This window comes from Candidatus Chlorohelix allophototropha (genome assembly GCF_030389965.1).
In the GTDB taxonomy this organism is placed as follows: domain Bacteria; phylum Chloroflexota; class Chloroflexia; order Chloroheliales; family Chloroheliaceae; genus Chlorohelix; species Chlorohelix allophototropha.
Genome location: NZ_CP128400.1, coordinates 502,077 through 523,464, shown reverse-complemented (window position 1 = coordinate 523,464; position 21,388 = coordinate 502,077). Strand labels below are relative to the sequence as shown.

The 21,388-nt window shown below is 45.7% G+C and carries 24 protein-coding genes; 9 read left to right on the top strand and 15 right to left on the bottom strand.

The features are described from left to right. Nucleotides 1–420 precede the first annotated feature (420 nt). The 4 genes from OZ401_RS14955 to OZ401_RS14940 form a co-directional block, all read right to left on the bottom strand. Nucleotides 421–810 (bottom strand): DUF309 domain-containing protein, encoded by a 390-nt coding sequence (locus OZ401_RS14955; protein WP_341471269.1) that lies wholly within the window; start codon nucleotides 808–810, stop codon nucleotides 421–423. Between the two features lie 8 nt (nucleotides 811–818). Next, entirely contained in the window at nucleotides 819–1,949 is a 1,131-nt protein-coding gene (locus OZ401_RS14950) for a hypothetical protein (RefSeq protein WP_341471268.1), read from the bottom strand. A 57-nt stretch (nucleotides 1,950–2,006) separates the two neighbouring features. Continuing rightward, a complete protein-coding gene (gene uvrA / locus OZ401_RS14945) occupies nucleotides 2,007–4,898 on the bottom strand; it encodes an excinuclease ABC subunit UvrA (protein WP_341471267.1) in 2,892 nt (963 codons plus the stop codon). A gap of 89 nt (nucleotides 4,899–4,987) precedes the next feature. Further along, nucleotides 4,988–5,647 carry an HAD family hydrolase gene (locus OZ401_RS14940; RefSeq protein ID WP_341471266.1) on the bottom strand — a complete coding sequence of 220 codons (660 nt, stop codon included), beginning with the start codon at nucleotides 5,645–5,647 and terminating at the stop codon, nucleotides 4,988–4,990. 122 nt (nucleotides 5,648–5,769) lie between these two features. Between OZ401_RS14940 and OZ401_RS14935 the strand changes: the two genes are divergently transcribed. After that, nucleotides 5,770–6,636, top strand: coding sequence for an MOSC domain-containing protein (locus OZ401_RS14935; protein ID WP_341471265.1), 867 nt, complete (start codon nucleotides 5,770–5,772; stop codon nucleotides 6,634–6,636). A gap of 90 nt (nucleotides 6,637–6,726) precedes the next feature. Continuing rightward, on the top strand, nucleotides 6,727–8,028 hold the full coding sequence (locus OZ401_RS14930; protein WP_341471264.1) for an MFS transporter: 1,302 nt from the start codon (nucleotides 6,727–6,729) through the stop codon (nucleotides 8,026–8,028). Nucleotides 8,029–8,093: 65 nt separating this feature from the next. On the opposite strand, the gene OZ401_RS14925 is transcribed toward OZ401_RS14930, so the two are convergent. The 7 genes from OZ401_RS14925 to folP form a co-directional block, all read right to left on the bottom strand. After that, nucleotides 8,094–8,309 (bottom strand): hypothetical protein, encoded by a 216-nt coding sequence (locus OZ401_RS14925; RefSeq protein ID WP_341471263.1) that lies wholly within the window; start codon nucleotides 8,307–8,309, stop codon nucleotides 8,094–8,096. Nucleotides 8,310–8,651: 342 nt separating this feature from the next. Beyond that, a complete protein-coding gene (locus OZ401_RS14920) occupies nucleotides 8,652–9,113 on the bottom strand; it encodes a hypothetical protein (RefSeq protein ID WP_341471262.1) in 462 nt (153 codons plus the stop codon). 2 nt (nucleotides 9,114–9,115) lie between these two features. Beyond that, complete coding sequence (locus OZ401_RS14915) at nucleotides 9,116–9,364, bottom strand: hypothetical protein (RefSeq protein WP_341471261.1); 249 nt, start codon at nucleotides 9,362–9,364, stop codon at nucleotides 9,116–9,118. A 163-nt stretch (nucleotides 9,365–9,527) separates the two neighbouring features. Further along, nucleotides 9,528–10,355, bottom strand: coding sequence for a hypothetical protein (locus OZ401_RS14910; RefSeq protein WP_341471260.1), 828 nt, complete (start codon nucleotides 10,353–10,355; stop codon nucleotides 9,528–9,530). Beyond that, complete coding sequence (locus tag OZ401_RS14905) at nucleotides 10,352–10,600, bottom strand: hypothetical protein (protein ID WP_341471259.1); 249 nt, start codon at nucleotides 10,598–10,600, stop codon at nucleotides 10,352–10,354. The genes OZ401_RS14910 and OZ401_RS14905 overlap by 4 nt, the downstream gene beginning before the upstream one ends. A 144-nt stretch (nucleotides 10,601–10,744) precedes the next feature. Beyond that, the gene (locus OZ401_RS14900) at nucleotides 10,745–11,227 is read right to left on the bottom strand and encodes a 2TM domain-containing protein (RefSeq protein WP_341471258.1); all 483 of its coding nucleotides are present in this window, start codon (nucleotides 11,225–11,227) and stop codon (nucleotides 10,745–10,747) included. A 77-nt stretch (nucleotides 11,228–11,304) separates the two neighbouring features. Further along, a complete protein-coding gene (gene folP, locus OZ401_RS14895) occupies nucleotides 11,305–12,165 on the bottom strand; it encodes a dihydropteroate synthase (RefSeq protein ID WP_341471257.1) in 861 nt (286 codons plus the stop codon). Nucleotides 12,166–12,300: 135 nt separating this feature from the next. Here folP and OZ401_RS14890 point away from each other — a divergent pair, with 135 nt between their 5' ends. Then, nucleotides 12,301–12,606 carry a hypothetical protein gene (locus OZ401_RS14890; protein ID WP_341471256.1) on the top strand — a complete coding sequence of 102 codons (306 nt, stop codon included), beginning with the start codon at nucleotides 12,301–12,303 and terminating at the stop codon, nucleotides 12,604–12,606. Here the strand turns inward: OZ401_RS14890 and OZ401_RS14885 are convergent. From OZ401_RS14885 to OZ401_RS14875, 3 genes are all read right to left on the bottom strand, one after another. After that, a complete protein-coding gene (locus tag OZ401_RS14885; RefSeq protein ID WP_341471255.1) occupies nucleotides 12,595–12,798 on the bottom strand; it encodes a hypothetical protein in 204 nt (67 codons plus the stop codon). The two genes, OZ401_RS14890 and OZ401_RS14885, sit on opposite strands and share 12 nt — an antisense overlap. A gap of 34 nt (nucleotides 12,799–12,832) precedes the next feature. Further along, complete coding sequence (rsfS, locus tag OZ401_RS14880; protein ID WP_341471254.1) at nucleotides 12,833–13,216, bottom strand: ribosome silencing factor; 384 nt, start codon at nucleotides 13,214–13,216, stop codon at nucleotides 12,833–12,835. A gap of 84 nt (nucleotides 13,217–13,300) precedes the next feature. Next, nucleotides 13,301–13,900 (bottom strand): ferritin-like domain-containing protein, encoded by a 600-nt coding sequence (locus OZ401_RS14875; protein ID WP_341471253.1) that lies wholly within the window; start codon nucleotides 13,898–13,900, stop codon nucleotides 13,301–13,303. Between the two features lie 249 nt (nucleotides 13,901–14,149). Between OZ401_RS14875 and galK the strand changes: the two genes are divergently transcribed. The 5 genes from galK to OZ401_RS14850 all read left to right on the top strand — a co-directional run bounded on the left by galK (nucleotide 14,150) and on the right by OZ401_RS14850 (nucleotide 18,282). Then, nucleotides 14,150–15,364: a galactokinase gene (galK, locus tag OZ401_RS14870; protein WP_341471252.1), complete on the top strand. Its 1,215-nt coding sequence runs from the start codon at nucleotides 14,150–14,152 to the stop codon at nucleotides 15,362–15,364. Between the two features lie 4 nt (nucleotides 15,365–15,368). Continuing rightward, nucleotides 15,369–15,968 (top strand): guanylate kinase, encoded by a 600-nt coding sequence (locus tag OZ401_RS14865; RefSeq protein ID WP_341471821.1) that lies wholly within the window; start codon nucleotides 15,369–15,371, stop codon nucleotides 15,966–15,968. Between the two features lie 72 nt (nucleotides 15,969–16,040). Further along, nucleotides 16,041–16,955, top strand: coding sequence for a MurR/RpiR family transcriptional regulator (locus tag OZ401_RS14860; protein WP_341471251.1), 915 nt, complete (start codon nucleotides 16,041–16,043; stop codon nucleotides 16,953–16,955). 39 nt (nucleotides 16,956–16,994) lie between these two features. Then, nucleotides 16,995–17,684 (top strand): nucleoside/nucleotide kinase family protein, encoded by a 690-nt coding sequence (locus OZ401_RS14855; protein WP_341471250.1) that lies wholly within the window; start codon nucleotides 16,995–16,997, stop codon nucleotides 17,682–17,684. Between the two features lie 19 nt (nucleotides 17,685–17,703). Continuing rightward, complete coding sequence (locus tag OZ401_RS14850; RefSeq protein ID WP_341471249.1) at nucleotides 17,704–18,282, top strand: Uma2 family endonuclease; 579 nt, start codon at nucleotides 17,704–17,706, stop codon at nucleotides 18,280–18,282. 3 nt (nucleotides 18,283–18,285) lie between these two features. Here the strand turns inward: OZ401_RS14850 and uvrB are convergent, their stop codons facing one another. Beyond that, nucleotides 18,286–20,325: an excinuclease ABC subunit UvrB gene (gene uvrB, locus OZ401_RS14845; protein WP_341471248.1), complete on the bottom strand. Its 2,040-nt coding sequence runs from the start codon at nucleotides 20,323–20,325 to the stop codon at nucleotides 18,286–18,288. A gap of 353 nt (nucleotides 20,326–20,678) precedes the next feature. Between uvrB and tssD the strand changes: the two genes are divergently transcribed. Next, nucleotides 20,679–21,371, top strand: a complete 693-nt coding sequence (gene tssD / locus OZ401_RS14840) for a type VI secretion system tube protein TssD (RefSeq protein WP_341471247.1) — start codon at nucleotides 20,679–20,681, stop codon at nucleotides 21,369–21,371. The last annotated feature ends 17 nt before the right edge of the window (nucleotides 21,372–21,388 follow it).

The following is a 21,388-nucleotide window of genomic DNA, read 5'->3' as shown; positions in this document are numbered from 1 at the left end:
TAACCTTCAGCATTGAGGTTAACCGGGCAATTGAGTGAACAGTGGGATTAACCATTATTTTTAGCTTTCGCTATGATTAAGCAGGCTGTTAGCGGCGCAGAAGACATCTAAAATGAGCTTATACACTTTTATCAGGCTACTAACCTGGTAAGAGGGAAATTTATTTTCAATATTTCGCCGGGCATTGTAAATCAGGAATGAAAATGTGCTATGCTGCAAGTTTTTGTTGGGTTTCTCTGGGGCTGGCTCTTAATCAACATTGGCTTTTTTCTGGAATTTGTGAAACCGTGAACAGAAGGAATAATTGAATGAGCCGAGGCAAAATTACGAGAAACACCCGCAACCTTTTCGCATTATAACTAAAGCTAGCCAGTACGTCAAGCGGATTAGGCGAGTATTATGTTAGATTTGTATATTACTTTACCCAATTTGAGAGATTTCGTTTAGAGTCGGTATCAGCGACGAGTCAAAGTTAGCAATATGCTCCGTACCCAGCTCTTTAATCCTACTTAAAGCAAGTTCCGTTTCTTTTATTAGCGCTTCCAGATTTAGCCCGAATTGTTGTGGCGCAAAAGGGCGACATTTATCAATCCCGTTTTGCAGAAGCGTAACTGCGCCCCGATAATTTTGACGAGTGAGGCAGTGATAAAAACCCACCCCGATTTGCAAGATACCCTGATACAGCTTCCGGATTTCGCCGGGTTCTTCCAGCCAGATTTTCTCAAGGGTTTCGTGACATTCAAAAAACTCACGAGCATTGAACTCAGCGACACCTTTGAAGAAATCTGGCGGAGGTAACTCGCGCTCCATAACCCGGCTTATAGCCTTCTGAGCTGCCGGGGAGGTTCGCTGCCATCGTGCTTAGAGTCGCCGTTCGGTTGGAAGCGTTCTCGAAAACGCGCAAAGGCAGCGCTTAAAAGCATAGATAACTGAGCAGGGGCAGTGCGCCCACCCGCATAATAATAGCGCGCCGCCTGACCTACCGCATAAGTAGCAGTATAGGCGATACCGGCTTTGGGCAAAATGTGTAGTAAACGCGGTAATTTAGCGGTCAACACCTGCGAAATACTGCGCCATACCAGCGCGCTGGCTATAATCGGAGACACTTCAAGCCAGATTTCAAAACGACTTGAGCGATTTTGACCGTAAAGAGCGGCAAGCCGATTGCTCAATTCAAATTGGTTTTTACTTAACAGTACAAAATCCGCCCCGCCGCCAAAAAGGTCGGAAAGAATCGGTATAAATGAAGTGGCATTCGAGAGTAATACCAGTTCTGCATTTTCACGGGCGGCGCGGCTTATAAAGTAATCTGCGACAGAATTACGGAATAGAGGCGCGCGCTTTGCCAACGCCAGCAAGCGGTCGGGCAGGCGTTGCACAATAGCGGGCAACAGTTGCTTTTGCAAATCCTCGAATTCCAGTGAGGTCAGTTTGACCATTCCGAGTCGGTCATTGTTCTGTGTAAAGCGTTCCAACTCGCTTTCCCAGTCCGCTGGTTCATTTTCAGAACCTTTTTCGGCGCTATTCTCACCGTTATTACCGATCAGGCGCAACAGATTAAAACGGCTTTTTCTATTACGGTCAAATGAATCATCTCTCACAGGCGGGATTACTACGACCAACCCCGCCACCGAGGTATTCGCTACTACGCCTTCCAGCCACAACTTCTTGGCTTCCGGGATACGATCGCCCGCGTAAAGCACATACAGTAGCAGACCACCTTCACTGTTTTCCTTATCCAGTCCCGGATTCTCGTTAGTCTCAACCACTCTGAAAGGGCTAGTTGTCCAGAGGCTTTCAAGGCGCGAACTTAAAGCGCGTTGTAGTCTATCACGCACTTCACCGCTGTTACCTGCCAGAGCAATTATTACATCGCGTCCAGCTTCTTCTTCTACCTGTAAACTGCTATTATCCCGCAATAGCTCAAATAAATCTTGAAGTATGCCCATTGTTCTCACCTCGTCTGGAGATAATTTAGACAGAGTTACTATAACAGGCTGGTAAAGCTAGGGCAAGTTTGGAGTTAAATTCTTCTCAAAATTCTGTCTCAGGAATTTGCCGGTATAACTACGCTCAACCAACGTCACCTGCTCTGGTGTGCCTTCCGCCAGAATTTCACCGCCGCCCTCGCCACCTTCTGGTCCTAGATCAATTAGCCAGTCAGCGGTCTTTATTACATCGAGGTTATGTTCTATCACGATGACTGTATTCCCCGCATCTACCAAACGATGCAACACATCCAGCAAGCGTTGAATATCAGCAAAATGCAACCCGGTAGTGGGCTCATCCAGAATATAGACGGTACGCCCGGTGGATACCCGGCAAAGCTCCGAAGCCAACTTTACACGCTGCGCCTCGCCACCACTTAGAGTGGTCGCGCTCTGACCGAGTTTAACGTAATCCAACCCAACATCGTGCAAAGTTTGCAGAACGCGCGCAATGGAGGGGATATTGGCGAAAAATTCGAGGGCTTCCTGTACATCCATATCCAAAACCTGTGCAATATTCTTACCCTTGAAGCGCACCGAGAGAGTTTCGCGATTATAACGCATCCCTTTACATTCCCGGCAAGTCACCCACATATCTGCCAGAAAGTGCATCTCAATCCGTTTTAGCCCATGCCCTTTGCAAGCCTCGCAACGCCCACCCTTCACATTAAAGCTGAAACGGTCTGCACCATAGCCATGGGTACGTGCTTCTGGTGAGGCGGCAAAAGTTTTCCTTATATCATCAAACAAACCTACGTAGGTGGCAGGATTCGAGCGTGGGGTGCGCCCTATCGGTTCTTGCGTGATGTTAATTACCTTGTCGAGATGTTCTAGCCCTTCAAGGCGATCATGTAACCCGATTCGTTGTTCGGCGCGGTGTAGGGTATGCGCCAAAGCAGGATAGAGCGTTTGCGAAATCAGGCTGCTTTTGCCGCTACCGCTTACGCCAGTAACACAGGTAAACAAGCCGAGTGGAAAACGGGCGGTCACATTTTTAAGGTTGTGGAGACGCGCATTCACCAGCGAAAGATATTTCCCGTTGGGAGTTCGCCGCGACTCGTTCGAGGCACTCACCACCAAATCGCCCCTCAAATATCGCCCGGTTAGAGAGAGCGGATCATCCGCTACTTGTCGAGGCAAACCCGCCGACACTACTTCTCCGCCCAACACCCCGGCGCGTGGTCCCATATCAATTAACCAATCCGCGCTCATCATCGTATCTTCATCATGCTCAACCACCAGCACCGTATTTCCCATATCGCGCAATTGCAGCAAGGTATCCAGCAGGGCGCGGTTATCGCGAGGGTGCAAACCAATACTCGGCTCATCCAGAATGTACAACACCCCTACCAAGCCACAACCAAGTTGGCTGGCAAGGCGAATACGTTGCCCTTCACCACCCGACAGGGAAGGCGCAGGGCGATCTAGAGTCAGGTAATACAACCCCACGTTCAGCATAAACTGGAGGCGTTCTCGAATCTCTTTCAGAACTTCGCCCGCTATCTGAAACTGTTCTGGGTCAAGTTGCCGATACAGCCCTTTAACCCATTCGAGCGCGTTAGCAATAGTCATTGAGCCGATTTCGGTCAGCGATATACCGCCAACTTTTACCCCACGTGCTTCTGCCCGTAAACGCGCCCCGCCACAACCGTCACAGGGCTGTTCACTCATAAAGCTGGCGTAGAAACGCTGAGTATATTCGGAGGAAGTTTGTCGGAAAAGACGTTCGGCGTGATACACAATGCCTTTGGTAACACGCAGACTCTCGCCAGTCCAAGTGCTATCGGCGGTGCGATTCTCATAGCTGAATTTAATCTTGTCATCGCCCGAACCGTACAAAACTATATGGCGGAACTTTTCAGGCAAATCTTTCCAAGGTGTTTCTAGGTCAACTTCATAATATTCTGCCAGAGTCTTGAGTTGCTTGAAAGTCCAGCCTTCTTTTTTCTTTCGCAGTTCACCATACCAACGCGATGCCCCATCCATTAATGAAAGGTCGGGGCGCGAAACAATCAAGTTTGGATCAACCGACATTTTTGTGCCAAGCCCATGACAATCGGGGCACATCCCAAGCGGTGAATTGAAGCTGAAAAGCTGTGGTGATAACTCCGGGAAACTGGTAGAGCAATTCGGGCAGGCGTTTTGCTCGCTTAAAATCAAGTCCTTACCCTCGCCCAAATCGGCTACCAGCAATCCATCTCCAGCTTGCAGCGTAGTAGAAACCGAGTCTGCCAACCGCTTTTCAAAATCCTGCCGCACTTCCCCTTCTTCGTCCGGCACTTTGAGGCGATCAATCACCAACTCGATATTATGTTTTTTGGTCTTTGCCAGCTTGATTTCGCCGCTCAAATCCAAAATTTTGCCATCAATACGGGCGCGTACAAAACCATCCTTACGCGCCTGTTCTAGCAGTTCGGCATGTGTGCCTTTGCGTTCACGCACGATTGGCGCAAGAAGTTGTAGGCGCGTACCGGAGGGAAGGTTTGCCAATTGATCGGCAATTTGCTGTGCCGTTTGCGCTTGCACCACCCGACCACAGTCCGGGCAATGCGCAGTGCCTATTCGGGCATACAGCACCCGCAGGTAATCCAGCACTTCGGTGACTGTGCCTACGGTAGAACGGGGGTTTTTGCTGACAGTTTTTTGCTCTATCGCAATCGCAGGGCTAAGCCCACCAATGAAATCAACTTTGGGCTTTTCCATCTGTCCCAGAAATTGCCGGGCATAGGAGGAAAGACTTTCTACATAGCGGCGTTGTCCCTCCGCATATATAGTATCAAACGCCAGCGAAGACTTGCCGCTTCCGCTCACTCCGGTTAGAACTACCAGTTTGTTACGGGGTATTTTTACATCTATTTTCTTCAGGTTATGCTGCTCTGCGCCCTTAATTACAATATTTTCGGGTTCCATAACGCTCCTGATTAACCTCTTGAATGCCTTTTAATTTATCCTTACATATAGATTATAGACTAAATGTTCGGTTTTTGCATGCGTCAAGGCTAACCGTTTCGGGTGTGGATAATTTCCCAGCCTCTGCTTATGGCTTCCGCCGCAAGTTTCGCATCAGGGTCAACCGCGCAAGGATGTCCGAATAATGCGAGGAAAGGAATATCGCTTCCGGTATCGCCGAAAGCGTAGCACAAAGCCGGGTCAAGCCCCATTTCATTTATGATTTCGCGGGCGCGGGCTGCTTTGCCTTCCCCCTGACAGATGCCGCCTTCCACTTTAGTAATATAGCGACCTCCTTTTATACGAATATGCGTTCCCTCGCCTCTCCCGTCCATCTCTTTTCCCAAATGTACCACCGCTTGATGCATCGCCGCACTCACCAAAATTAGCGGCAAACCTTCTTTACGATGCGCCTCAATTCGCCCGACTACCTCCATTTTCAACCGCTTTATCAATTCTGGATTTACTTGCTCTATCAGTTCTTGTACCTGTCCGGGGGTCTCGCCCTTGATGGCAATTAACAGGCTGATTAATTGGGAATACCGTTGGAATTTGCTCGGCAACAACCGCGAGAATAAACCAATCGCGTCAATCTGAAAACGCTTGAGTTTTGAAAAATGATGCAGGCTTTTGCCCATCTCAAGAAAGGTAGCGGGTAGGCTACCGGATACCAGTGTACCTTCTACGTCGCTAAATACTGCCGCTTTCATTAATTTATAGCCTCTTTCTGTTTAATGCCGCAATTTTCAGATAGATTTTAACAGATTGCAATGGTATTATTTGCAAAACCCGAAAATAAAGCTACCTTCAAAATTATAGAAAGCTGAAAATAATGAGCAGCGTTACAAAAAAAGAGGATAAAAAGGCGCAACTGGAAAGAGCCACCGTTGCGGCATTGTATTATTACCCTATAAAATCATGTGCCGGAATCAGGGTAGATGAGGGAACTATAGGCGCAAAAGGTTTTGAACACGACCGTGAATTAATGGTGGTATCTTCAGATGATATGCTCTTCCTTACTCAGCGCGAATTACCCCGCATGGCATTCATAAAACCGGAAATCCGCAACGAAACGCTGTTTCTCGTTGCGCCCGGTATGCCATCTCTGCAAGTGCCGCTGGTAAACGAAGGGGGAAAGGTAAAAGCTACGGTCTGGAAAAGCCGTTGTGAGTGTATAGATCAAGGCGAGGTTGTCGCACAATGGCTTGGCGAATTTTTACGAGTCGATTGTCGTCTGGTCAAAATGGCACCCGACTTTGTGCGTGGCGTTAATTCTTTGTACGCTGTGAGTGATAGCGATGAAGTGGGTTTTGCCGATGGATTCCCTTTTTTGTTGCTCTCGGAAGAGTCGCTTGAAGATTTGAACGGGCGGCTGGAAACTCCTTTGCCCATGAATCGCTTCCGTCCCAATATTGTGCTAAAAGGCAGCGGTATTCCCTATATGGAAGACCAAATAAAACGATTTCAGCTTGGAGAAATTACCTTTAGTGCGGTCAAACCCTGCGCCCGCTGCCCGATAACCTGTACCGACCAAAGTAATGCCGCCGTTAGTAAAGAACCGCTCCGAACCCTTGCCACTTTCCGACGTGCTCAAAACGGTGGGGTACTTTTTGGGCAGAATCTCATACATGAGAATCGGGGAACTATCCGAACAGGGGACAAGCTAACCGTTATCCAAACCAAAAACCCGCGAGTGTAAGGCAATCAGAATCCCGACCAGAGGCGCGTCCGGTGACACTCATTGCACGCAGATGTATAATTGATCTACAGGAGGAGAATCAATTACCGAATGGCAGATCAACCAAGCACGGACTTTGAATCCGGCGGGGAAACTTTAACTGCTTCACCTGCATTCCCAACTATTCCAGCAACCAAAAAGCGCAAACCCAGCAAAATGTTCGTGGCTATGCAAAACCGCAATTTCCGGCTGTTCTGGAACGGCGCATTTGTCAGCAACATCGGCAACTGGATGCAAACCATTGCCCAGAATTGGCTGGTACTTTCGCTTTCCCAATCCCCTTTCATTCTCGGTCTGGTCAACTTTATCGGTAATTTGCCTATGCTATTGTTCGGACTTTACGGGGGAGTAATCGCGGATCGAAACTCACGGCGAAACGTTTTGCTGGTAACCCAAAGTCTTATGCTTATTTCTATACTGGTAATGGCAATTTTGACTTTTACCAACCTGATTAATATCTGGTTGATAGTAATAATTGTCAGCTTTGTGGGAATGGTGTCTGCCTTCAACGCACCGGCATACCAGACTATAATGCTCGATTTGGTGGGGAAAGAAAACCTGATGAATGCAATCGCCATGAACTCAATCCAGTTCAACCTGAGCCGAGTGATCGGACCGGCAATTGCAGGGGTGATAGTAGTAATCTTCGGGGTAGCAGCCTGTTTCTTTATAAATGCTCTGAGTTTTGGAGCAGTATTACTCGCCTTGTTTATGGTACAAATTCCGGCGATTACTACAACCACACAGAAACATACTGTCACCTCTGAAATTCGAGAGACCTTTTCCTTCCTGTGGAGTAACAAGCCTATGTTGGGCTTGATAGCGTCATCAGCCGCCTTCTCAATTTTTGTTTTCCCCTATTTAAGCTTACTTTCGGTTTTTGCCAAAGACGTGTACAGATCAGGCGCAGATTCCTATGGGCTTTTAATGGGAGCGGTAGGAGTTGGGGCAGTTATCGGTGGGTTGATAATAGCGCGCTTGAGCGAGCTTGAGAAACGAGCGCGCTTCGTACAAATTGGCACATTTATAATGGTTCTCTCGCTGGTAATTTTTTCATTTATGCCGATTATACTTGCTTCATTACCTTTCCTAGCTATTGCAGGTGGCGCAATGGTAACGGTACAATCCTCGGTTAATACTATAGTTCAAACCAACGTACCAGACAATATGCGAGGCAGGATAATCAGCGTTTGGCAACTAGCCTCAATGGGACTGCTACCAATCGGAAGTTTGTTAGGGGGTACAGCTGCCGAATTCATAGGCGCACCAATGACAATAGCTGTTGGCGTGTTAATATTCGGGGCAATCACCCTAGCCGTATTTATATTTATTCCCAAAACTCGATACTTATAAAAAAGTAAAACCCCTGCCATAACAAAGCAGGGGTCAATAATATTTAAATGAGTCCCTAAAAGTCCCTAGTTTTTAATGCCTGCTACCTTACCTGAATCCTGAGATTGAGAAAATGCGGCTTCAGCATTATTATCCCTGCCACCCATAATTACTTTCAAAGTTTCAAAGTCGTCCGGGAAGTACATCTCGGCCCATAAAGGACCCATTTCAGCATAGTCCCGTGAAGCGGCTTCATAGTCATCAATGTAATCATTAATGTTATTGGTACGTCCACGTGCCATAACTGCCCACCTTTCTCAATCATTTAGGTATTTTTGGCGAAAATCACTATCCCAAAATGTGACAATGATATTGTCACGAAGTGTATTGATTATACGTAATAAATAACGTACATGCAATAGAATGGTTGCACAATTAATAAGATTTAATTTTGATATCTTAATAATCGGCATTGTAATTAAGATATAATCGGTTTGAGGTCATGTATTTATGAACATGTATGCGAATCAAGTTCTAGAATTAATGTGGCAAATAATCAATTTAATTATAGTTTCTGAGATTAATTATTTGTAATAAAAAAAGCTCTCGGAATGTTTTCCGAGAGCCAACCAGCACTATTTTTTTTACCAGAATGGGTCAGTCTGGCGATCAAAATAATTAGCGCGGCGTAGATATTCGCGCTCGTTCCCTTCAATCATCAACTTGTGCATAACCACCACATCAGCATCCGGTATAACTTCAGTAGGTTGTACGCAAAGGCTCATTACAAGACGACCCATTTCATATACTTCCACACTCCCGCGATGACGAGGAATACGATAAGTACGATAAGGATACATCCCGCTCTGGACTTCCAGATAGCCTTTACGAACAAGGTGATTATATTGCTCGGAAGGGAGTAGGATCTTCAAGAGTTGCTCTGCACGTTGCTCCGCTTCCTGCTTGTTAACGTAGTAGCGGGCAAAAGCCGCATGACGATTTCCAAGCGGGTATCGAAGCCCAAGCCGCCCGTAAAAGACCATATATATTGAGATAGCGAGTAGCGCAAATACTCCAAACGCAATAAAGCTACTCAATAAATCCATTATTAGCCCCCGGCGACTCGCGGCACAACGATAATTTGCTCGGCAGTCTTATCGAATTTATCAATTCGTTCGGCAGCCTTATCAGGAGCATCAACTCGGAAAGCGGTCGCACCACGAGCGCGAGCTTCCTTGAAAATTCTTTCCGCTTCTTTAACAGCTTTTATTGAATCAGGATCACCCTCAGTGGCTTTCTCGACATCATAAACAACGACAGTATCGCCGAGGTGTGAGAGAATCCGCATTTTTGCCATGTGTTTCCTCCATTTACTACATCCGAACATGCGTGGGTGGTGTACCAGAATCGCCTCGTAGGGAGTGAGGAATGCTGGTTAAGTCACATTATAGTATATATATCTGCTTTTGCAAGACTTAAACCGCAATAATTCTTCTTAACAAATTAATCAAGAATTATATTTAGCGTTTAAAGTAACCCGGAATAAATTGGTTAGAGTAGGGGGGACGATCGTAGAAGTGTTGTTCAGTTTGGTAAGGATCGTAGTTGCGTCCAAAGCTAAGCATATTATATGTGTACAAGGCATCATTAATATCGGGTTTTCGGCTGCGTCCTTTGCTATCGAGCAAGTCAGGAAGTGCAACCCATAAACACCCTGTTTTATACATCCGATAGAGTTGTTCTTTAAGCCAGTTTTCTATTTCACTGGGAGCCAAACGCTCAAATTCGGACAGACTATCAATTGCATGCAAGTTCCAGAGATTGTAATCGTTAGAAAAATCGGGTTTTAAGGCACAATCAAAAGTGATCTGCCAAAAGTTAAAGAGGGTGTAGTTATTGGGAGTAGGATTCTCCGGTAAGATTGCTTCCCCAGAAGAGTGTACTCGATAAATAACCCAACCCCAACCGTTTATAGACTTGCCTTTTTTCTGAATGAGGCGTGGCTTAGAAATAAGCCGATTCCACCGGGAAGCCCCCGCCATATCCAGCAAAAGTTTTCCAACCATCGAGTCATAGCGTTGGAGAATAATTTCGTAGTGGTTAAGTGTTTGCTCTAAGGGAACAACTAAGGCTTTAACATCTCTGGATTGTTTTTCTTCCAACCAAGATTGAGAAGCTTTACTCTCAGTTAAACCCTTAACCAACGGATTTGAAGTAGGCAGTAGTGGATTTTCAAGGAGAGTGTCTTGTACCTGGAAATTATGAGTATAGGGATAATTAAGAGCGTTTTTTTGTTTACCGATCTTGAACCCAACTCCTAACTTCTTAAGGTTCAAAGTGAACTTCAATTGCTTACTCTCCTCAAATGATAAACCGGATACTCGCGCTCTATGTAACCATCCACCTGAAACACAATCCAACCGACCTCACCAAGCGTTTTCAAAACCTGGAAAACATCGACTCGGATACCTTCGGCGCTAGAAGATGCTTTCCGCTCGATATTTTGAGCCGAATCGGTAGCAGTGAAATTAATTATCCAGGCTTGTGGTGTTGGGTAGTAATTTAACACCCCATATTCATATTTTGCAGCCATACTATTATGACAAACCCTTAGCCTAGAATATTGAGCAGTTTGATAATCTCGAAGTTATACTACTCATGCTATAAATAAAAGCATAGCATAATTTTTCAAGGTTGGCAAAGATTTGTCATTTAACTTTTTATTAGACTTTAAGCCTTACCGCCTCAAACGGCGTAGCTCTTCATCAATCATCCGCTGCTGAGTAGATTCGCCCAAACCGAATATTTTTATATAGTCCGACACTAACCCGATTCCCCAGAAAACGGTAACCCAAATCGGCCAAATCAGAGTCCAGAGGTTGTGTGAACCGTTGCTCAGCCAACCGATAAACGCGATCGCCCACAATAAAGCATTTACCGTCAGGTAGCTGGTCAGATGCTTGTAAAAGCGCATCTTTTCCTTGACTCTTTTCTCGGCAAGCCGATAAAGGTCGACCGGTGTTTTCTGGTAAGGTGGTACCGGATTAGCATTATAAGGATTTGGATTATAATTATCTGCCTGATACGAGGTGGCGCTTTTCCACTCAGGCGCCGAGTTAGCCGGAACATAACCGGTAGGTGGTGAATAACGCGGGTTAGGTTGTGGGTTGGGCCAAGTTTGATTTACTTCCGAGACTTCAGTTTTATTATCTTCGCTCATAATTTTTCCCTCAAGTTATCTCAATTTATATCGCTAAAAACTAAGACACAAGCTTTTCGGGTTTTGTTTCATTACCGCTAACTACGGGTTATAGCATTTGCGAGACGCACTACTCCCATCATTTCGGCTACATCGTGAACCCTGACAATATCGGCACCGTTTGCAATGGCAAGCGCCACTGCCGCCGCCGTTCCTAGAATTCGGTCTTGGGGTGGAGGAGGTTCTTGCCCCGGTTCTACCATACCTCGCCCGATAAACCCTTTACGCGAAACCCCTACCAGCAACGGTAAACCCAGTGTCTTGAAAATAGGAAGGTTATTCAGCAATTCATAGTTTTGTACTATGGTTTTGGCAAAACCAAAACCGGGATCAATTATTAATTTATCAAGAGCTATGCCGGCAACTTCAAGCTCGGATATCCTTCGCTTAAAATAAGCAAACAGCGCGCCTACCACATCACCGTTGTAATCGGTCATTTGCTGCATTGTAGCAGGCGTTCCGCGCATATGCATTGCAATCACCGGAGCGCCTGTTATTGCCGCCAATTCCTGCATTTGCGTATCTTCCAACCCATGAATATCATTAATTATATCTGCGCCTGCCTCAAGCGCGGCGCTGGCAACTTCTGGTTTATAGGTGTCAATAGAAATAGGCAAATCGGTCACAGCTACAATGGCTCGAATAGCAGGAATAACTCTTCTCAATTCTTCTTCTGCCGTAACCGGGCTGGAATGATATGGATTGGTACTTTCACCTCCTATATCAAGTAAATCCGCACCGTGTTCAGCAAAGGTTCTTGCCTGTGTGACAATTTTTTCAAAATCTACGCCCAACCCATCGCCGGAAAAAGAATCGGAAGTGAGATTGAGAATGCCCATCACATAAGCGCGTTCGCCCCAAACAAAAGTTTTACCTTTTATAGTTAAAGCGTGTTTCATTTATCGAATTTTCACCAGCCTTTTACTTGATGCTCTTGCAACAGCATTGCTTTATCCTTATCAAGGTCTGTATAATCAGCCTGTAGTATTTGTGTAATATTATACAAACTCAAGGAATTTATAGAGAGATTACCCTTGCAAAAGAAACATAAAATACTTGAAGTTCAAAATACGGTTTTAAATCAGGAAATAAAAAAACTCTACGCTGAGCTAGCTCATAGCCAGCAACTAAACGCAGAGTACCTCATCGAACTAGAAAAAGAGCGCATCCGTTTCCGAAGGCTAGCTCACAAAACCGAGATCATTGCTACAAAAATACAGGAAGAACTAAGCATGTTTGTAACAGTTCTTTCACAAGGAAACAACGAACAAGTGGCAACCCACACCAACAAGCTTTGTGAGCATGTGCAGCAACTTAAACCTTCCGAATTATTGCAATAACCAGCGAGGGTCAAACTTCTGATCGTCGAGATGCAAAACCTTACGGATTAGACCAATAAACAGCCGCGCCAATATAGTAGCAAGCGCGCCGACTGCTACCCCTAATGCTCCACCTATTAAAACCCCCGTGAGAAGTTCCTTACTATTTTCGGGATTACTGATTACTTTTGTGGCATTAGCTTCTTTACTCATATTGCTCCCTAAGTCGTTATTCCCTATTACCCGCTTATTGTACCACAAGCACAGTTTGTGCGCCTGACCAGAGTTTCTCCAACCGATAGTAATCTCGCTCGGTAGGGGTGAATACGTGAACAATTACATCGCTATAATCCAGCAAAACCCACCGACCTGGATCCATGCCTTCCCGGTGTGCCACCATCACTTCTTGTTCTTTTAGGCGTTCTTCAATATCACGCGCGATTGCCTTAACTTGTCTTTCGCTATTACCGCTGCAAATTACAAAGTAATCGGCAAGTATTGAAACATTTCGGATGTCCAACAAAATGATGTTGCTGGCTTTTTTGTCCTCGGCTATTTCAACAATCAACCGAGCCAATTCATTCGATTCGATAGTATCTACTCCTTGGTAACGAAAAGGGCGAACGCACAACGAGTCGCTCGCCCCGTATCTAACTATTCCGGCATCTCATTTACGCCAAAACAGGTGTAAAGCAACATGCCTTCGAACCCCACCTTATGATTTATTGCTATCGCCGGCGGGCGTACCGGTCGAATTAGTGGGAGTGCTGGGATTTTCTGGAGCACTAGAGCGACGCCGAATTACGAAAACTGCGGCTCCTGTGCCCAAAGCTGCCAGCCACACCAAACGCGGCAAACCCAAAAATTTACCGCCTTTTTTCTTTTTCTGTAATTCGGTAACCTTTTGATCCAGTTTGGTCACATTATCTACGGTATCGGCGAGATGGCGTGCCATCATGTTCACCAATCCCTCATCCTTAGTATTTTTCAGGATTCCCTTATAATCGACAAGGGCTTCGCGTTCTTTTTTCTGGAGCAATTTAATAGCATCTAAAGCTGTTCGAGATGTAGCTACCGATTCCCACCCCTTTTTAAGGGTGTCCCGCAAACCGGGAGTGGGATATTTTCCGCCCAACTCTTTTAACTTTGTTCCGGCGTTAACTGCATTCGTTTCATGTTTAGTGCTAAGTTCAGTAAAGAGTTGCTGTAAATCCAGTTCTTTTGCTTTACTAGCAGCTACTGCTAAAGCGTTAGCTGCTAAATGCTCACCTTCTACGACTTTACGCAAGGTTTTTTTAAGATTTCCGTTTGCCATTTCTCTATTCTCCCTTCGACTGTATGCCACATAAAACCGTACAGCCAAGTATTTATAGCTTCCCGGTATTACCATCATATAGTTTCAAGGTCAACAGCAAGTCCAACTCTTAACCTTATACACAATAAGTTTACCCTATAGACTCCTAAATTGCAAACATACTGAGCTTGCACTAATAATAATTTTCCGGTTCAGGCTATATTAGCAGAGGTAATGCAGATTTTATCCAGACTCGCTATAATAAGGATTATGGAAGAATCAATTAGAATAGAACAAGTAAAAATTGAATTCAAGAAAGCGTTTGGGGTAGCTCCTGCATTTGTAGCGCGCGCTCCCGGTCGTGTCAACTTGATAGGTGAACATACCGACTATAACGGTGGGTTCGTACTTCCAGTAGCAATTGATCGCAGTGTTTTGATAGCAATTGCGCCAATTACCGATGCCCGGCACTTTGAACTGGTATCGCTCGAATACAACGATAGTGCCACATTTGAGCCTGCAAATCTGGAACCCATTGTCGGTAAAGCCCCGATGTGGGCTAAGTATGTGCAAGGGGTGATGTGGGCATTGGCGCAAAGCGGGTTGCTGGATTTAAATGGGCTACCGGGAGCGCAATTGCTGATTCAGGGTGATGTCCCGCGTGGAGCAGGTTTGAGCAGTTCGGCAGCGCTTGAAGTTGCCGCCGCATTAGCTTTCTTACATTTGGGGGGTAGCAGTTTCGAGCGAGTACAAATGGCGCTGGCGTGCCAGAAAGCCGAAAACGAGTATATTGGAGTTAAAAGCGGCATAATGGATCAGTTCATTTCTGCAATGGGCGAACCGGACTCGGCTTTACTCATAGACACTCGTTCGCTTGAATTTCGCACTATCCCGCTTGGGCTAGAGGAACTTGGTTACAAAATCGTGGCAGTGGATAGCGCCGTGCCACGAACCCTTGCCGGAAGCGCCTACAACAAACGGCGCGCCGAGTGCGAGGAAGCCGCTAGAATTCTTTCGAACCAACTAGGCTTGCCTAACCGTTCTCAATTACGTGACATCAGCCTTTCCGACTTTAACAATCAGGCTGAAACATTACCCGAAACTTTGAGAATGCGCGCTCGCCACGTAATCACCGAAGATGCGCGGACGCTTGAAGCAATTGAACGTATGCAAGCCGGTTTCACAAATCCTGCCAATCTCCGGCGCTTTGGAGAGTTGTTAAACGCCTCCCACACCAGCCTGAGCGATGATTACGAGGTTAGTTGTGCCGAGCTTGATTTGCTGGTTGATCTAGCACAAGCTGTCCCCGGAGTAATCGGGGCTAGAATGACCGGTGCGGGCTTTGGCGGTTGTACCGTCAATATCGTAGCCACTAAGTGCTTGCCCGATTTCGAGGAAAAGGTCGTACAAGAATACCGACAACGCACAGGTTTAAATGCACAGAGCCATATTTGCAAAGCAGTCAGGGGAGGTGAAATTGTCTGAGTACATGGGGCAGGAAAATCCGCTTCTTATAATTATCAGTGGTCCCAGTGGAGTAGGCAAAGATGCAGTAATTGATGAGTTAAAGCAGCGGAAAATACCCTTTCATTTCGTGGTTACTGCCACCACGCGCTCTAAACGACCGGATGAAGTGCATGGCAAAGATTACTGGTTTTATACCCCTGAAGAATTCTATCAATTACTCAAATCGGGTGAACTGCTTGAAAATGCAGTAGTCTATAACAATAGCTACGGTGTACCTAAACACGATGTACGCGATTCGCTAAACCGGGGCGAAGATACCATCCTACGTATCGATGTACAGGGTGCAGCACACATCAAGCGAGAAGTGCCAAATGCCTTATTTATTTTCCTTGCGCCCCCTACCTTTGAAGCCTTGATAAATCGTCTAGGGAATCGTAATACCGAAACGCCCGAAAGCCTCAACCGCCGTTTGAATACTTACCAAGTCGAAATGAAAGCCATACCCACCTTCGACTATGTTGTAATAAACTACGAAAGCCGCCTAGCCGAAACGGTTGATAAAATTATAGCAATCATCACTGCCGAAAAACTAAGAACCCATCCGCGCCGTGTAAAGCTCTAACTTATGGTATAATTTCCTCATTCAGCAAGCTTCATGAAATCTAGTTTCTCACAAAGGAAAAGACCTAAGGAGATGAGTGAAATAATTAATACTAGCGGTGAAGCAGATACCATCCAGCTTACCAGTTGTATTGCCCGCATTGAAACTGCCCTTATAAATAACACTCTCTTCCCGGCTGAACGTAAAGTTGCCGAATATATAATTGGACATCCACACGAAGTTACCACCTATTCGGTTAATGAATTGGCGCGCGTGGCTAGTGCCAGCGAAGCGACTGTAGTTCGATTTTGCAGGGCGTTGGCTTTCACCGGATACAAGGATTTTAAATTGGCGCTGGCAGCCGAATCCAGCGGGGCAGTTTCTATAATCCATGAGGATATTTCGCGCAACGACGATGTAATGACCATCACCGGTAAGCTGTTTCGCAGCGATTTGCAGGCAATTGCAGATTCGTTGCAAACTCTTGACCGTCAAGAGATGGAAAGAGCAGTTGACGTTTTAAGCTCAGCTCTCAAAATTGAATTTTATGGCAACGGTAGTTCTGCCCCTGCCGCAATTGATGCTTATTATCGCTTTATACGCATCGGTTTGCCTGCAACGGTTGTTACCGATAGCTATATGCAGGCTGTTTCTAGCACTCAACTGAAAAAAGGTGAGGTTGCTTTTGCCATTTCCCACACCGGACGCACAGAAGAAGCTATGTTTGCTTTGCGTAAAGCCCGCGAGAATGGCGCTACCACCATTTGCCTGACCAGTAATGTGCGAGGACCTATCACCGAATTCTCAGATATTAAGTTGATTACTACTGCACGCGAAACCGCTTTCCGCAACATGGCAATGGCAAGCCGCATTGCCCACCTGAGCGTGATTGACGCACTATATGTTAATCTAGCAATGCGGCGGTTCGATAAAGCGCAAGAGAAAGTACATCAAGCCGATAACGCGCTTAACGAACGCCGAAAACCCGGTGGAGCTTACCGGATTTAACTGATAAAATCTCTTTTCTTGCTAGAAAGTTTTTCCTCAATGGAGCCAAAAGGCAAAATTATCGTTCTGGAAGGGTTAGACGGTAGCGGTAAATCGGTGCAGCACAGGCTGTTGCTGGAGAAATTAACGTTACTAGGCAAAAAAATCGCCAGCGCCGATTTCCCCGACTACGATTCCTTCTACGGTAAATTGGTAGCACGCTACCTTAATGGTGATTTTGGCGATGTAATGGAAGTAAGCCCTTATATTTCCTCGCTACTATATGCAGAAGATCGCAAAGATTCCGCAACCAAGCTATGGAATTGGCTAAACAATGGCTATATAATACTAATTAATCGTTACGCCAGCGCTAACATGGCTTATCACAGTGTGAAATTGCCCTCTGATAAGCGTGCAGAATTTGTCGAGTGGATCAAGCAACTTGAATATGAAACCCATAGTGCCATCCCACGCGAGGATTTGGTAATCTTTTTTAACTCGGAAGTGGCTGTAGCGCAAAGTATGGTTGATCGCAAGGAAGCCCGCAACTATACCACGCATCAGCGCGATATTCACGAGCGCAATAGCGGTTATCTATCCGAAGTAGCGCAGATGTACTTACAATTGTGTGAGAGTGAACCGCATTGGGTGCGCCTTGATGTAATTGACCAAGCCACCGGAAATATGTATCCACCTGAACAAATACACGAGCGCGTTATCGCCGTGTTGCAAAATCGCCACTTGCTATAAATAATCAGGAGTAGTTTTAATGGCTTTAGTTTCAAGATTTAAGGAACTTAATCGCACTTATACCTGCGCTGAATTTGAGCAATTACCCGAATTTGAAGAGCCTGTCGAACTGATCGAGGGGAAACTGGTTGAAAAAGTAAACGATGATGAGCATTTGCTGATTGTTAGCAACCTCTCTTTTTACATCTCATCGTTTGATCAACAACGTCGTCAAGGACGTGCTTGGGTGGATTCTGCCTTCAAACTAAGCGAATACAATGTAGCATTGCCGGGGTTAGCATATATTACCAATGAACGCTTACCCAAAGGGGTTAGCAAAAGCGCGTTGACTGTGATTCCTGACCTTGTACTTGAAGTATTATCAACCACCGAAACTTCTACCAGAGAGGGCACGATTGCCGCTTGCGCCCGCATAAGACGCTATCAGGTAGCAGGGGTGCGACTGATATGGCTGGTTGACCCTGTTAGCAAGGCAATCGAGGTTTTTCAGCCAAATAGCCTTGAACCTGTGGCTTCTCTCACCGAGAAAGACATGCTCGAAGGTCACGATGTCATACCCGGTTTTACTCTCAAAGTTAAAAAGCTTTTTGAAGAATAAACCCTACAATATGTTCCTTTTGGGTTGGGTAACCGGATCCTCATCAATAATTAGGCGGCGCAACTCCACAATCTGATCGCGGAGCAACGCTGCTTTTTCAAATTCAAGTTGCTTGGCAGCCGTTTTCATCTGGCTTTCAAGGTCTTTGACTAACCGCATAATTTCGTCTTTTGGTAATGCGCCGGGCAACGCATCTCCGGCTTCTGCCCCTGTTGTATAATCGGCACGGCTTTCAGCCACCGCTCGCACCCGGTCGGTAATATCTTTAATCTCTTTAATAATAGTTGCAGGCTGGATATTGTGTTTTTCGTTATATTCCATCTGAAGGGCGCGACGGCGATAAGTCTCGTTGATAGCACGTCTCATAGAATTAGTAACTGTATCGCCATACATTATTACCAGACCTTCACTATGGCGCGCAGCGCGTCCTACAGTCTGGATTAAAGAGCTTTCGGAACGTAAGAAACCCTCTTTATCGGCATCAAGAATCGCCACCAATGATACTTCGGGTAAATCCAAACCTTCCCGCAATAGGTTGATGCCCACCACTACATCAAAAATCCCAAGCCGTAAATCGCGTAGAATCTCTACCCGCTCCAGCGTTACAATATCGCTGTGCAAATATTGGGTCTTGATACCGGCTTCAATCAGGTAATCCGCCAGTTCTTCCGCCATGCGCTTAGTGAGAGTCGTTACCAGCACACGTTGGCGTTTCCGCACCCGTGCCTGAATCTCACCTATCAGATCATCAATCTGGTTGCGGGTGGGACGCACGCTAATTTCAGGATCGAGCAAGCCGGTGGGACGAATTATTTGTTGCACCACATTTTCTTCGGCGGTATTTTCCGTTTCGTAAGGACCGGGCGTAGCGGAAACAAAAATTACCTGATTGGTATGCTTTTCAAACTCTTGGAAAGTGAGTGGACGATTATCGGCAGCGCTAGGCAAACGGAAACCGTAGTCAATCAGGGTTAATTTGCGCGAACGATCGCCTCCGTACATACCCCGCACCTGTGGCAGCGAAATATGCGACTCATCCACAAACAGAAGGTAATCATCTGGAAAGTAATCTAGCAGTGTCCAGGGTTGTTCTCCCGGTGCGCGGCGTGCCAAATGGCGGGAGTAATTTTCTACCCCACTACAATAGCCTGCCTCTTCCAGCATTTCCAAATCGTACAAAGTACGTTGCTTTAGACGTGCCGCTTCCAACACCTTGTCCTCTTCTTCTAATTCTTTGACACGAGCTTCCAGTTCATCGCGGATATCTTGAAGCGCAAGCTTTACTTTCTCGGCAGAAGTTACAAAGTGCTTGGCAGGATAAATATCCACCGAATCCAGTTCGCGAAGGATTTCTCCGGTAAGCGGGTCTACTTCGGTGATTCGATCTACCTCATCACCAAAAAGCTCAACTCTGATCGCCAGTTCCTCGTAGGAAGGGTAAATTTCGAGCGTATCGCCACGCACGCGGAAAGTGCCACGAGTAAGAGACATATCGTTGCGGTTATACTGCACATCCACCAAATGGCGCAACACGCGATCTCGCCGGATAGTTTCGCCCTTGCGTAATTGCACCACCACTTTGCCATATTCATCGGGCGAACCTAAGCCGTAAATACAAGAAACGGAAGCGACAATAATCACATCGCGCCGTTCCATCAAAGCACGAGTAGCAGCGTGACGTAATTTATCTATTTCTTCGTTAATATCCGCGCTTTTCTCAATATAAGTATCATTGCGGGGAATATATGCTTCAGGTTGGTAGTAATCGTAATAGCTGACAAAATATTCGACTGCATTATTAGGAAAGAACTCTTTAAATTCTTGGTACAACTGAGCAGCCAGCGTTTTATTATGCGCTAGAATCAAAGCGGGACGTTGTACTGCTTCTATTACATTTGCCATAGTAAAAGTTTTGCCGCTACCGGTAACACCCAGCAAGGTTTGGGCTTTCACACCCTTTTTCAGGTGGTTCACCAGCTTTTCAATCGCCTGCGGCTGATCTCCGGTTGGCTTGAAATCAGATACTATTTTAAAATCGGGCATATCTGCCTCACTCTCGCTTTCTATTGATACCGGCGCAAAAAACCTGTAAACAACATTATCTACGAGAATTTATAAAAGTGCCACCAATGTAGTTTTTAGTAGTTCTCCAATAACTAATTATACCCACCCAGAAAAAAATCACAATGAGTATAGCCTTTGTCATGAGTTTGAAAATTTAAAATCGCTAAAATCCGGTAATGTGAGGTTCATAATAGTATGAATGTGAGTTAGCACATAATGAATCAAGCATATAAGTCCTAGAATTATCTCGAAATTTCAATTCAAAAAAACGCAAGAAGTTTATAAATTTAGAATTTAAGTGGTTTCATAGCAAAATTAAGGAGTTAACAGAAATGGGACACATTTTTTCTGGCAACAAGTTCAAAACGAGATTCTGGAGCATTTTGCCAGTGCTGGTTTTAACCCTTTCCCTGACGCTGGCGGCTTGCGGCGATAATGCGCCTGTTAGCAGCAGCGCCACAACCACTACTAGCCCCAACGTAACCCAAGATGACGGCAGCCAGCTTAACCCACTGGTCAGTAAGCTCGCCACCAACGGCATAACACGCTTCTACGTTACGGTGGAAGGCACCAAGCAAGGTAAGTTCAAGGGCGAATCATTGCAGAGTAAAAATGCCAATAAAATAGATGGCATTCGTTTTAGTTATGGAATCACTTCTCCCCGTGATGCAGCTTCAGGGTTAGCTACCGGAAAGCGCTTGCACAAACCGATTTCATTCACCAAAGAATGGGGTGCAGCTACCCCACAGTTTTTCCAAGCTATGACTACTAATGAAAATTTGAAATCAGTACTGTTTGAGTTCACCAAAACCAACGCCAATGGCGAAGAATATGTGTACTTTACCATTAAATTAACCAATGCGAATATAGCTAATATCAATTACACTGAAGATAGCCTAGCTAAAAGCGGTGATCCTAGCAATGGGCTACAGTTGGAAGAAATCTCGGTTACTTTCCAGAAAATAGAAATAGAGAACAAAGACGGGAAAACAATAGCCACCGATGATTGGTCGGTAAATAATTAGTCAGCCGTAAGTTTGCA